Source organism: Sphingobacterium sp. NGMCC 1.201703 (assembly GCF_047784615.1).
Classification (GTDB): Bacteria; Bacteroidota; Bacteroidia; order Sphingobacteriales; family Sphingobacteriaceae; genus Sphingobacterium.
In genome coordinates this window covers 1-14,056 of record NZ_JBLOHD010000006.1, presented here as the reverse complement: position 1 = coordinate 14,056, position 14,056 = coordinate 1, and the positions used below count along the sequence as shown (strand labels likewise).

Genomic DNA, 14,056 nt, shown 5'->3' with positions numbered 1-14,056 from the left:
CCAATAAATAAAACTGGTTATGATTAAGTATTTAAGAACTTTTAAACATATTTCGCTAGCCCTTACTGCCTTAATGGTATTAGGCGCTTGTAATAAAGATTTTCCGAACTTATTGCAGAATTTCAATGAAGCAAAGGATAGTCCGGAAAGTCGTGATAAGGTGTTGTTAGTTATCGTTGACGGGCTTTCGGGGCCAGCAATGCAGGACATTGCTCCAACGAATATCGATTTGATGGCCCGTAACGGTCTGGTGACTTATGGTAGTCTAGCTGATCCAACAACGGATTTTGAAGTGACCAATCAATCGGTTACAGCCGCGTTGCTGACCGGTGTTAATAGTGCTAAAAATAAAGTCGTCGGCTCAGATTTAAGCCCGATTGATTTGAATAAGTATCCAACGATTTTCACGAAGTTGAAGCAAAATGCAACAAGCCGTAAATCGAGCCTTTTTACTTCCGACGCAAAGTATGGTGCTACCCTGGGTAAAGATGCCGAAGTTAAGGTAGAAAGTAACGATGTGGCGGTGGTCACTGCGGCGAACACGTCGTTGTCAAATACCGAATCTGATCTAAATGTTATTCATTTGACTGAGGTTGATAAAGCAGGGAAATCCTCTGCTTATACTGCCGAGGATACAAAATATGTCGCTGCAGTCAATCTAATGGATAAGCAAGTTAAATCCTTATGGGAGACGATCAAGAAAAGAGCAAGTTTCAATACAGAAAACTGGATTGTGATCATTACTTCAGCTCAGGGTGGGGTATCTACAGATCCTGTAACCGATTTTACACCATATGGTGATAGTAAAAGAGACACTTACACCTTATTTTATTCACCAAAGTTTGCACGGAAAATTGTTCCAAGACCGAATTCTAAAGACATTCCTTTTGTGGCAAATGCGACGAGATATACCTATGCAAGCAACAATCAGGTCATTGGTAAACTAGCTGATGCAAGTAAATTCAATATGGGAACAGGTAGCGACTGGACGATGACGCTCTTTTTGAAATATAATGTTGCTAATTCTAATTATTGGTATCCGATATTTTTTGCAAAACGTGTTTCTGGTTTCTCAGGAGCAGGGTGGAATTTCTTCCTAGAAGGGGACTATTGGGGGTTTAATAGCTCAATCGCGGGGCAAGCATTTGGTCCTTCTATCAATGATGGTGAATGGCATGCCCTGACTACTGTTATTAAACGGAGCGGGACTCAGGATTCTGTCTATGTCTATACTGACGGAACAAATGCGACGGTGTCAGGGAAATCTTCTCAAGTAGGTGCCAATGGCAATAATCTTGATAATACAAGCCCGCTGACCTTGGGCTTCAATCCCGGTAATGGAAATACGGATTGTAATATTTCCATCTGTAATGTACAGGTTTATAATCGTGCTTTTTCGGCCGAAGAAGTAAAACGATACGGTGGGGTGACACATATTGATGAAACGTATCCGTTCTGGAATAATCTTCAGGGATATTGGCCTGGGTATGATGATGTCAATACAACTGTACTTACAGAAAAAACAGGGAAGGGAGCGGGTAACTTCAAATTGACAGGTCCTGTCGCGTGGACAAGTTTCAATGAATTGGTGCCATTTTTTCAACCACCAATTGAGGAATCCTTTTATCGTCTAGTGCCGAATGCCGTAGATATTCCCTTTATGATTTATCAATGGTTGGGGATATCGGTAGAATCATCCTGGAATTTGGACGGCAAAAGCTGGACGCCAAACTATACACAAATTAGAAAATAACCAAATTTTGACCTAATGAGAAAGAGATATTTAGTTTTTGGATTATTTGTTGGGTTGATGGCTTTTGCCTCCTCCTGCAGTAAATATGGTATTGAGTTTCCAGATGGTTATCAATCTGGAGATTCTACCGAAACCCCACTTAAATCGGATACGACCATGGGCAAAGCTGATAAAAGTTTGTACCATCGGGCTCGGATATACCCTGGTTTGGTAGGGGAAAATGTGACACGTGTTAAGGATACCACGATTTCTATGTTAATGAATAGAAAGTATGTGTCATCTTTTGATTATAAGGTCAGTGTAACGCCTGCGCCAATTTACACCACAGGATTGTATGCTCCGGCGGGAGAGGTAATTCAGATCACGATACCTGCTGGTGCCATTGGCATGACCGTGCAGGTAGGTGTACATACAGATAATATAACAGGTAAAGATGCGCCACGTAGGGATCCTATTCTATACACTAGAAAAGAATTATTCCCAGGAACAAACTACGTTAAAAATTTGTATGGTGGAACTATATGGATTATTAATCAGAAAGCCAGTACGACTCCTGTCAATATTAAGATAGCGGGTGCTGTTAAAACCACAGATTTTATTTTAGGAAAGTCCACTGTGGCCGATTGGAAAAAACAGGTTTTGTCACAAGATGTACCTTGGATGGATTTGATCGGTGAACGCGTTGCCTTTTCCGTTCCTCGTTCATTGGTTGTTAAATTCATCCAATCTGGGAAAATGGATCAGGTGGATGAGGCCTTGCGCTTGTGGGATGAATCATATGTCAAAGATTATTACCATTGGATGGGACTATCTGTAGATGCGGCCAATCCAATAAATCGCTATCCGGAATTTTGGGAGAGAGGCGTAATGGATATTCATCCTTCATTGGGATATGCACATAGCGGTAGCCCATGGGTGATGCAAGAAGATGAATATTGGCTGGATGAACTGACAAATCCGAATACAATCAAAAAAGGAACCTCATGGGGATCCTACCACGAAGTCGGGCACAATTATCAAGCTAGCTGGGCATGGAGCTGGTCTGATTTAGGGGAAACGACAAACAATCTGTTTATTTTTAATGCGGCGCGAAATCGTGGCGTTACTTCTCGTATAGATTTCCATCCAGCATTGAAGACATCGATTCCTGCGGCATTAAAATTTGCAGCGTTAACTTCGGCGAAGAATTTTTCTAATTTCCCTGAAGAATTGGGTATAGACGCTGATGATCCTTTTGCACGATTAACACCTTTCCTTCAGATTTTTGATAAGACAAAGGGAAAAAATGGTGAGTCAGGATGGGATTTCTTCCCTTATATCTATAGTAAGGCGAGGAATGAAAATTTTGCTAGTTCTTTAGACCAGGGAAAACGTGATTACTTCTATCGCCAGTTATGTAATTTTACAGGCAAGGATTTCAATCGCTTTTTTATTGCTTGGGGGATTCCGGTGAGTAGTTCGGCCAAACGTGAAATGCGTGAAAAATACCCACCGATGGACCGTGCAATTTGGGAGTATAATCCCTTGACATTTACAGGCGGAGATGGCGTATTGCAACCACGCTATTTCTTACCTAGTGGGCTGTTTGAATTTACGGCTAACGTCGCGACAGCAACAAACGAAAGTACTGGTAAATTCAGTGCAATGACCGATGGCGATCCAAATACCTATTGGCATACTTGCTGGTCTGGTTGTACAATCCCGACGACTTTACCTGTGGAATTGACCATGAATATGAAGGAAGTTAATGTATTTAAAGGTTTTTATTATAAAAATAGAGCAAATGCTACTTTCGCGACTAAGGTTAAGGTTTTTATTAGCAAGGATAACAAAAACTGGACCGATATGGGCCAATATGCGCTGGGTAGCTCTTCCCAAACAACGGCTCAAAATGCGGCGATGAAAGAGTTTACTTTTTCAAACCTCGTGGAGGCTCAGTACGTGAAATTTGTGTTCCCTGACCCAAATACTGGTGGAGCTGTACACGTTGCGATTGCTGAGTTAGGGGTGTTTTACGATATATAAACTTAAGTTATGAAAAGATTACTCAATATAAAGAAAACCTTAATTGTCGTGGTAAGTGCAGCGTTTTTGCTGGTTGGCTGTACAAAATATGCCAATCCGCCGGCCATATATGAAGACTATGAGCAGAATTTGCAACAACCGGTTAAACGGAAGGTGCTTTTTATCTCCATTGATGGGTTGGTAGGACAGGAATTAAAAAAGAGCGTGCCAAGTAATATTGCAGAATTACTCAAAACAAGTAAGTATACGTTTAATGCCCTTGCTGATGAGAATACCAGTAATCCATCGTCTTGGATGACCATGATGAGTGGAGTGACATACGCCAACCATCATATTATCGACGAGTCTTATATTCCAAGACCAAACGAAGATGATCCACATGAAAATGTCGCAGGTTATCCTTCTATGTTATATCGTATTGCAACAGTAGCCCCATCAATGAAGACAAGCGTCGTATCACGATCGGTTACCTTGAATGATAAGCTGCTTGTGAGTGCGAATGAAACATATAACGGCGCGACTGATGAAGACGTCAAGAAGAAGGTATTAGATTTGTTTAACACCAAGAATAGCGACTTTATGATTGTACAATTCACGTCCCTATTGGATGCAGGAGAAAAAGGTGGTTTTACAGTGAGCAATAACGATTATGCGAATGCCTTAAAGAAAGTCGATGGCTATATAGGCGAAATATCGAAAGCATTAGCTGCCCGCAAAAACTATGCAAATGAAGATTGGTTAGTGATCTTAACATCAAACCATGGCGGAATTGGAGATTCTTATGGAGGTGGAACTTTAGAGGAGCGGAATACCTTTGCCATTTTTCAGAATAAAAACTTTAAAGGTGCTGAATTGACAGGTAAAGCGATGAGCTATGTCCGAATGTGGGGGTACGACGGTACTGGAAATAAGCCGCTTGGTGTAAGAGCAGTAAGTGATAATTTGGGCAATTCAAGCGACTATGATTTGGCGACTACAAAAGAATTGACGATTTCTGCGCGGTTCAGGTTTAATTTAAACAATACCATTATTTCATCAACCTACCAACCAAATACGTATAACTATTGGTACTCCGGTATTTTCGGTAAAGATTCGAATACCTCACTAGGTACTCCTGGGTGGATGTACTTTACTTGGGGAAATGATTTGCAGGTCAAGATCAGTGATGGCGTCAAAGAGGCCACTTGTCAAACAGCAAAAGTCAATGGAGAGTGGTATACCATGACCACCGTCATCAAAGCGATCGGAAATGACCAAGTAAATATCAAGATTTATAACAATGGGACATTAGCCCAAGAAACGACTACCTCTGGAATGAATGTAGCCAATATCAAAACAAATGATCCCTTGATTTTTGGCTATAGACCAAATATATCCTATGATTTGGTCGATTTTGATGTGTCGAATGTATCGATTTTTAATAAGGCTTTTACACAAGACGAAATTCGTAACTCCTTATGTTCCGAGGACGAGTTGACGAAATCTCCTTTTGCTAATAACCTGAAAGGGTATTGGAAAATGTTACCTGCTGAAAATGGTTTGATTCAAAATGAGGTAGCAGGTAAAAGTGCAATGGGGCTTACGGGAGATTTCCAATCCAGAATGACCTCAGAAGTGGTGCCTTGTGAGTTGGGTGACAATGCAGTTTTTATTCAGGCAGCGGACTTTTTTCCACAGATATTTTATTGGTTGGAAGTGCGGACCTTAAAGGACTGGAAATTGGAAGGGCAGGTGTTTTTAAATAAATACGAGGTTGAATTTCTGCTGTCTGAGCAAAAATAAATAGATTATGAAACCATCCGTGATTAAGGTTTACTTTATAGACTATTCAGTAAGCCTTAATCACAACTAAGCTCCATCATATTGATGGAATAAACTTTATTTATAGATGAAAAGGAATTTTAAAATGAGCTGGGCATTTAATGCTATTTTAGGAGCTTTTTTGCTAAGTATAGGGAGTTGTAAAGAAGAGGAACTTGTGTTCCCGCCTCAAGTAGAACAGGGGATAGTCGAAACCAAAACGAGACCGACAGCACGACCGACAGATCTGACTTATCAAGCTCTCTTTAATCAGAAGTTAGAACTCTATTGGCCCGTTTTGTCTGATCGTGTGGCCAAAGCAGAGATTCGCTATACAGAAGGGGCTGAGGAGAAGATGATTACGGTGAGCAAATTTGATGAGCCGACAAAGATCAGTTTCAAAGAATATAAGGATTATACGGTTACAGTTCGATATTTCACTTCAGACGGAACACCGTCAAAATTGAGCACGGGTTCATTGAAACCCGGGCCTTATGAAGCGGCCTATAAGCTGACTGGGCTTACTTTAGAACCCGTCCCGGGAGGAATAAAATTTTCATTCCCAAAAACTTCCGATCGGGCCATTGCAACAAAAATTAGCTATGAACTTGAAGGGAAAGAGATCGTTCGAACGTTTGATTCAAATAAAGAGACTGAGATCATTATCTCGGATCTGACAGATGAAACCAAGGAAGTAACCTTCAAGATCTTATCTATGGATGAAGAATTGAAAGTAGCAGTTGTGGACGAGCGGAAACAAGCACCTGGGATATTGGCTTATAAAGGAATACTAAAAACAATGATTGCCTTTATGGACGGGAATAATGGAGGGCTGGAATGGACAAATACGGGTAAGGATCCAGCCACCATTATCGTGAATTACCAATTGAATGGCCTGGCGAAAACGGTACGGATAGAAAACAGCACAGATGTGGAAAAAAGATTATTATTCGACCTTGAGGGTAAGCCTACAGCTTTTACTTTTACAATAGAAACGGACGGCCTGACCTCGCCCGTGCAAAATGCTGAGGTAAAGGGACCCACATTGTTGAGTAGGGCGAACTGGTCTGCAGAGGTATCTTCGACCGAATCCAATGAAGGGGCCGCAAATGGAAAAGCGAGCTCGTTGATTGATGGTGATATCAACACATATTGGCATTCGACCTGGTCTTCGTCAAATAATCCGGTCTACCCGCATTGGTTTATAGTTGATTTAGGGAAAGTGGAAAATTTTGCGCAGTTTGGAATGATACGGCGACATAATAATAATACGGGCGGTTTTAAAACATTCAATATTGAAACATCATTGGACAAAACGAATTGGACTATGGTCGGTAAAAACCTATATTTTGATTCGGCTGGTCCTGCAATCTGGCATGATTATAATGTATCGATGGTCAAAGCCAGATATATCCGCATAACTATGACGGAGCCAATGCGCGCTGGTGCGACGTCAACGCATTTGGCGGAATTTAGAGCTGCGGGATATGCCCCGATAGTGCTTAAATAATCCGTTTTAAATTTAAAAAAGAAAAGGAAACCCAGCTTAATCCAGATATCTGGATAAGATGTCCGATGTTGAAATCCCCCAGCGAGCAAGCAGCTTTCTGGGGGGCTTTTTTTGTAGCCTTCCATTGCCTGACAAAAGAACCAACACTAATTTAGTAAGCATGTAGATGGAACTGCGGCACCCTAGACAATAACAATTATTTTTGCGATTTCTCCGGAAGTTCAGATGTTGGACTATTGAAGATACGCCGGTAGTAAATAAGCTCACCAGTATTGGTTACTCCTTGAATGGTAATACAGAAACCTTTGGCTTTACTGTTATTGAAAAATTTGATCTGCTTGGATGCTGCGGTACTATCTATTGAAACAAATGGATCCCAATAGAGTGTCATTCGATTGTCATCTGATGTTAGCTCCTTGTCTGCCTCACTGGAGTAGTCGCGTTGTGTGAACTGCTTGATAGGCATATAGCCCAATATGGTCTGTTCATCCACATATTTACCAAAATCTCGATCTTTTTCTGATGGTGCTAGTTCGAAAATTAACACTGCTGCGGCTCCATTTGCAGGTGGAAATGAGCGATAACATTTGATATAAGCATAGTTAGAAACGTCGGCCATTAAAAAATCTCGGTCTGGATCACGTTTTCTCTGCCCATTGAGATAAGCCACGTAATTATATCCATTCAAATGACGACGGAGATAATCGTATAAGGACATGGCTCTTTTTTGGACTTCTTCATCTAATAATGGAAGTAATATTTGATCTGGGTCGAGATTGGTTGGAATATCTTGTAGCTTGAATCGACGTTCTAAAAGTGAGATCTCACGTTGTCTCTTTGTCAGCCGCTTAACATTAGCAGTAGGGAGAATGCGATTTCCTTTAGCATCTGTATAGAAATAGCTCTTAAAATTTGTGCGCTCCTGCGGTTCAGAATACCCCGGTTTTTGCCCTGATTTAGAAATAGGGCTGTAAAAAGGAGTCCTATATTTGTTTGAATCTACAAAAGAGTAATTAACTTTGAAAGGATAGAATTTCAATGGAGAATGGATCTGGCTGACGCGCGTGTCCATGGAATCAAAGACAATTAAGTTGGGTACAGTAAATCGGCCGAGAGAATCCATTTCGGCTTCAGTGTATTTGAACCTAAGTTTTTGAAAATCTTTGTAACCAAAAGAGATCCCTCTTCTTTTGCCGCTTTCTTTGAATTTGCGCTGGTTGTATTTTAGATAGCGTTTGTAGAATTTTGGCCATGCACTCGCTTGCATGCTGATCTGCCCTCTTAATACAATCAAGGTATCGGGTTGTATTACTGAGTCTGTAGGACAAACCTCCGAAAGCCAGGATTGACTTTGAATAAAAAGATCTTTATGTTTGGTCGATTGCCAGATTTTTAATGTACTTGGAATTTCATATGCAGTTATGGGTTTGAAAATAAGATCGGTTATTATATTACTAGAACTGTCAATAGGTATGTCGATGTCGGTGATCGAAATTGACAAACTTGCTCGCTCAATTGTGTGAGGCAGTGTTAAAGACAGCGTATTTGCAGATTTGCTTCCTGTGCCCTGTTCAATTCTTACTTGGGGCGTAATTTCGATCGTATTTTGCCTAATAAGCTGACTTTGTTTCGAGAGCATATTTCCCTGACTATCGCTTATTTGTACTTGCATAATTCCATATTCCAAATCACTATTTTGAATTGGGATATTGATTTTTTTGGCGCTTGACACCTCAATGTTCTCCGAAAACAGGAGCCGTTGACCAATGCTCGCCTTTACATTGACCGTTTTTGGGGCTGTATTACTTTGTAATTGGATACTTGTTAAATTTGTATCGGCCATAATAAGGGGTTTAATGCCTAAGACGGCTTGTGGCATGCTATTTTTTCGAAGATCACCATTGAGATCTAACCATTCAACCCTATAGTGTGCCGACGTCGATGGGACGAAGCTTACTTCGGCAAGTCCAGCTGAATCGGTTTCAAATGTCGTAATCTGTTTGTTTCGGTCGTCCAGCAAGCTCCCTTTTGTTATAAAAGGTAAACCAGATTGGTCGAGCGCATGAAATACAACTTGGTTTTCAATTCCGCTTAATAATATTCCGCCGCTGGGGTTTATATGTAAGAATGTTTGTTTGGATTTAGGACTGAGAGAAACTGACTTTTGTTCTTCACCGAAATGCAATACGCCCAGTTTTTTAAAGTAGGGTTTCTGCGCAGAACATTGCTGATTTCGTGTGTAAGCATTGATGTAAATATTATTTCCTTTAAATTGAGGAGGAATAATAAAATAGCTTGCGCTTATACCCTCAGTGACCATCGCGACAGATTGCTGAAATTCTACCCCTTCTTCATTGGCCATGCGCATATAAAGGTTGAATACTGTATTGGCAGGCCTTCCATCCTCGAGTAGATAGGCTTTAAACCAGACCGTGTCGGCAGGAATATAATAATCCCTGTCGGTGTGAATATAAATGCTTCGGTTTTGCGCGCTTAAGTATAACGCTGCAAATAAAGCAATGATGGTGAGTAAAATAGGACGCATTGTGCTCAATAGATTACTAGTTTTTCTTTATAGCGCTTTTTATATGCTTATTGCATTTTATTTGAAGCCAAATTTTCGAGGGAAATACGTTAAAGATAACATAAAATATTGCGTTAAATTATTGCGATAGCCCTGTGTAAATTCGGTAAGTCCATTATTGATATACAATCCTTTATTCTCCTTGAGTAAATCATAGGCGGATAATTTTAGTTCTAGGTTATTTCCCGGGAGTAAACGATATGTTGTATTCATGTTCCAGATGAACGCATGATCGTTGTAATTGTTAGTGGAGGATAACCGACTTGTACCGTTACTATTTATCTGCCAGCGTTTCGACAATGAATAGCTCATACTTATTCCGGAAGTCCAATAATTGGATATATAGTCATTGTTTTTTTCAGATAGTTTATTGTGTCGCGCATAACGGTTCCAGCCGTTGATCCAGCCAATTTGATAACGATCCAGAATAGTGTAGTAGCTTTTTAAACTGATATTTTGGCTATTTGTACCCATTTCTTGTTTTATGGCATCGATAAATTGAATTTTATTTCCCCAGTTGAGGCCAAAATCGAATTGAAAATTCAGTGCTTGTGTTTTGCTGAGGGGGTAATTTTTATTTAAATAGCCATTAACAGTTAATAGGGGCATTGGAGTAGCAATCTGAACAAGATATCTTTGTTGCTGCCCTTCTTTAAATAAAATGCTGTCCGTTAATCCCTGTCTATATTGCGTATAACTCAGACTGATATTACCCGAATAGCCATTTTGACGTTGTTCGTTAAAGCTAGTCATAAAGGTTGCCTTAGCACGCTGTGTTTTTTTTAGCTGTGTTGCGCCAAAAAAGCGGTAAGCGACATTGCTATTATCATAAATGGGCCTAAGCTGGTCCAGGCTTGGATATTCTTCGTCATAACTTGCCGTTAGGGAGCTGTTTGTGTAGTATTGGCCACTTTTACTATAGTATCGACTTAGGCTAACCTGTGGCAAAAATGTCGTGAAAGTTTGTTCCAGGTTGCGATAATCCAGTGTCGAGCGATTTTCTGCTTTATATAGACGTAGCCCGGCTCCTAATGTCAGACTCATAAAGGAGCTACTTCTTCCTTGTAGATAGTGATTTTTTAGACGGAAGGATTTTTCAAGATTTGGCTCGTATTGAAGCCGATTAAATCTGCTTAAGTGGCTTAAATCCAGGTTGACCTGCGGTTGGTCTGATACTAAATTTACAACATAGTCATTGGTAGTAGTATGATAGAAACTGAGATTATTGGCAAAGGTCCAGTCAAGATATCGAACACTGAGGTTTATGTTTTGGCTAAATTCTTTGAATGATTTGTCGTAGGTCCGATGATCCTGCCTATTTAATTCCTGTTTATCAGCATTTGTATAGACGCTGCGCATTTCATTGAATTGTTGTGTTTCGGAGGCTGATCCGCTCCATTTCAACTTATAGGTCAGGAGCTCGCCAAATGAATTGCCGTTCTTGACACGCATACTCATCGTAGGACTTGAATTGACATCATATAGATCTATGTTGGTCGTATAGGATAATTTATTTTTGCGGTATTCACCATTATTTCGAACTGTATTTTGTGCATGTTCGTTGGTGTAATAGTATTCATTGCGGATGACCGAATTGTCTAAGTTGCTGCTGTGTTCAAAATCGGCATCTGCTGTTAGGTTCGTAAATCGATTGCCGAGTTTTCCGCCAGTATTGGTATAATTTAGGCCGGCTAAGAGGCTTCTCCTTTTGTTGTGGCTTTCGTTATCGTTCGTACGCTGATTATTAACAGCATTGTCATCGGAAAGAAAAGAGGTCGTTGAATGGTCTTTATTGACTGTATTGTCCCAGCGGCTCCACACATTGCTTGTCAATAGGTGTTTTCTATTGACTTGGTTGGTTCCTACAATATCATATTGATACCGGCCACTAAGTGCATGTTGATTGTTGATCCCTGTACTTAAAAAATCTGAATCAAAATCCGCGTTGATACCGACGCCTTTAAAGCTGGTATTTTTTAATAATTGATCTGTGCTTTGCAGGTGTTTATTGCTGTTATTCCCAGAATAGGCGAGTGTATATTGTGATTTACCGGTTGATAAGTTAAAGTTCGCATGTTGTTGGTAACGTTTACTTGCACCCCTACCGTAAGATAGACTTCCGAAGTACATTTTTTCCTTACCCTTTTTTAATGTCACATTCATTTCAAGTGCCACATTAAGTGGGTTGTCTTTCTTTTCCTTTTCATCACGCTTATCGTAGATCTGCAGCTTCTGGACGGCATCTTTGGCGAGATTCTGTAATACGATTGCTTTACTGGATCCAAAAAATTCCTTGCCATTGACCAGTATATTTGGAATCTCTTTTCCATTGTATGTCAAACTGCCATCACCCCATACCACAATGCCTGGAAGTTTACGTAGTAAATCTTCTACTACGGCATTACTATCTAGCTTAAAAGCATCGGCATTAAATTCCAGGGTATCTCCGTTCATTCGGACAGGAGGGAGTACTTCTACTTCCTCCAGTTCGTTCTCCACAAAATCCATGTGGATTTTTCCGAAATTTTTGGATTCATCTTTCTTTAGGATAAATTCCCGTAGAGCTTTCTTAAAACCCTGATAGCGTAATTCCAATAAGTAGGTTTTATTGATGCCTAGATCGTTAATTGTAAATTTCCCATAGGTATCGGTCAGTGTAACCTTGTCGACGGATTTATTACCTTTCTCATAAACGGATACAGTAGCGGACCGTAGGACATTGTTATGTGTTGTATCAATAGCAATACCTTCGATTTTGGTTTGAGCAAAACCGGATATGTTTAATACGATGAGAAAGGGTAGTAATAATAAGGTGTGAAAATACGCTTTGGTCATGGATCTTATTTAAGTTTGAATCGGACAAATACAGGGTTGTTGGATTTCTCCAATACTTTGAGCCGTTCGCTGATGGGATGGAATTCTTCTTTTGATTTAGTGATGGCAATACGGATGTCACTTGGTGAAAGGAATGAAAAGAGGTATTCGCTATTGCTATTTAAGAGATCTCCGCTCATAAATTTGAGGTAGTCGTTGCTTTTGTCAGGGAGAATATTTGTTAGTCCAATTATCTTTTTATTGGATAGATTTAGGGCTATCCAAAAACTATCTGATTTTTTGAGCTCCATGATGAGGTAGTTTTTATAATTGACGACTTTGTCCAATGTTCGAATTTCCTCCCGATGCGCATTGTAATAATGCATGTAATTTGTATAATCCTTTACCTTTCGGAGTTCATCTAGGTTGACTGTATTCTTTAGCGGGAAGACAAATTGGTAGATTTTCGAAACACCGTTGCTATCCAATTCGAATAACCTGGTATTGTACTCAAAGGTTGCATAGGCTTTATTGTTGATATTTGGACTTAAAGGCTGATGTATGCCATAAGAGATTAATACGGAGTCCAGTTTTTCATATTTTACGATGGTACTATCTCCGAGTTTTAGAGCGTCGGTTATTTTAATTTTGGGATCACGTAAGTCTGGGGAGTAATATGTCCACTTTTTAGCTGCGATTTGTGTGGCATAGTCCCACTTGTTGTTGCGGTTACTGATGGTATCAATAAAATTCCCATTGAGGTCATAACGAGCCTTGATGTACGCATGTGATAGCTCGAATCCGTGCTCACTAAATTGAATATTGTGGAAGAGCATAGCCCATTTCTCTTTTTCTTCTTTTTGACCGATTACACTATTTATAATTTTCAACAGATTGCCGCGGATATCATAGAGGTAAAATTCACCTTTTGAATTTAATATTCCTATGCGCTCTGCATTGCAGTTCATTTCAACGACCTCGCTTAGGAGCTGATTCTTGCTTCCTTTTAGCGGAATATATTCAAGGTCAGTTAACAACTCGGAAACTGTGCCCCCTTGCGTTGTTTCGGGGATTATCCTAAGCTTTTCAGTTGGAATATCTTTTGCATAAATTAGATTTTGGCCTTTAATGTCTATTTTGCTCAAAATCGACAACATGGCTAATAAGAGAATGATGGGCCTCATATTTCTTTAAGTTAATTGGTTAGGTTAAAATAAGTAATTAAATGATTATAAAAAATAGTATTGGGGAAATCAATCGATTGTGTAAAAATAAAAAGACATCATATTCTTCTTGAATGAAGAGAGTGTCGCTTTTCGGCTCATGTAAACTGCAGCCCGTATTGAAATCCCTCCGGTAAACCTTGGGGGAGCTCATTTCACCGAGACGCGGGCTTCCCTGTCTCCATTTCTGCGTCGCCGCAGCCCCGCCAGCCCCCTGCTGAGAAAAACAATCCCCCAAGGGTACAGCCAGTTAGCGGGAAAATGAAATAAATAAGAACAAAAAGCTTGGAAGTGATTATAAAAACTCCCTATCTTTGCACCACTCCGCAAGGGAGGGACGGTTGCCG

7 protein-coding genes are annotated in these 14,056 nt (G+C 40.1%); 4 read left to right on the top strand and 3 right to left on the bottom strand.

Annotated elements, in window-relative coordinates; all coding sequences use genetic code 11:
- The first annotated feature begins 19 nt into the window (after positions 1–19).
- From ACK8HY_RS13655 to ACK8HY_RS13640, 4 genes are all read left to right on the top strand, one after another.
- Complete coding sequence (locus ACK8HY_RS13655) at positions 20–1,753, top strand: LamG-like jellyroll fold domain-containing protein (RefSeq protein ID WP_416133918.1); 1,734 nt, start codon at positions 20–22, stop codon at positions 1,751–1,753.
- 15 nt (positions 1,754–1,768) lie between these two features.
- Positions 1,769–3,778: a M60 family metallopeptidase gene (locus ACK8HY_RS13650; RefSeq protein WP_416133917.1), complete on the top strand. Its 2,010-nt coding sequence runs from the start codon at positions 1,769–1,771 to the stop codon at positions 3,776–3,778.
- A 9-nt stretch (positions 3,779–3,787) separates the two neighbouring features.
- Positions 3,788–5,560 carry an alkaline phosphatase family protein gene (locus tag ACK8HY_RS13645; protein ID WP_416133916.1) on the top strand — a complete coding sequence of 591 codons (1,773 nt, stop codon included), beginning with the start codon at positions 3,788–3,790 and terminating at the stop codon, positions 5,558–5,560.
- Between the two features lie 106 nt (positions 5,561–5,666).
- The gene (locus tag ACK8HY_RS13640; protein ID WP_416133915.1) at positions 5,667–7,088 is read left to right on the top strand and encodes a discoidin domain-containing protein; all 1,422 of its coding nucleotides are present in this window, start codon (positions 5,667–5,669) and stop codon (positions 7,086–7,088) included.
- A 196-nt stretch (positions 7,089–7,284) separates the two neighbouring features.
- Here the strand turns inward: ACK8HY_RS13640 and ACK8HY_RS13635 are convergent, their stop codons facing one another.
- Genes ACK8HY_RS13635 through ACK8HY_RS13625 form a run of 3 tightly spaced genes read right to left on the bottom strand, consistent with a single transcriptional unit; the run spans position 7,285 to position 13,670 of the window.
- The gene (locus ACK8HY_RS13635) at positions 7,285–9,633 is read right to left on the bottom strand and encodes a hypothetical protein (protein ID WP_416133914.1); all 2,349 of its coding nucleotides are present in this window, start codon (positions 9,631–9,633) and stop codon (positions 7,285–7,287) included.
- A gap of 57 nt (positions 9,634–9,690) precedes the next feature.
- Positions 9,691–12,507: a hypothetical protein gene (locus tag ACK8HY_RS13630; RefSeq protein WP_416133913.1), complete on the bottom strand. Its 2,817-nt coding sequence runs from the start codon at positions 12,505–12,507 to the stop codon at positions 9,691–9,693.
- Between the two features lie 5 nt (positions 12,508–12,512).
- Positions 12,513–13,670 (bottom strand): hypothetical protein, encoded by a 1,158-nt coding sequence (locus ACK8HY_RS13625; RefSeq protein WP_416133912.1) that lies wholly within the window; start codon positions 13,668–13,670, stop codon positions 12,513–12,515.
- Positions 13,671–14,056: the final 386 nt, after the last annotated feature.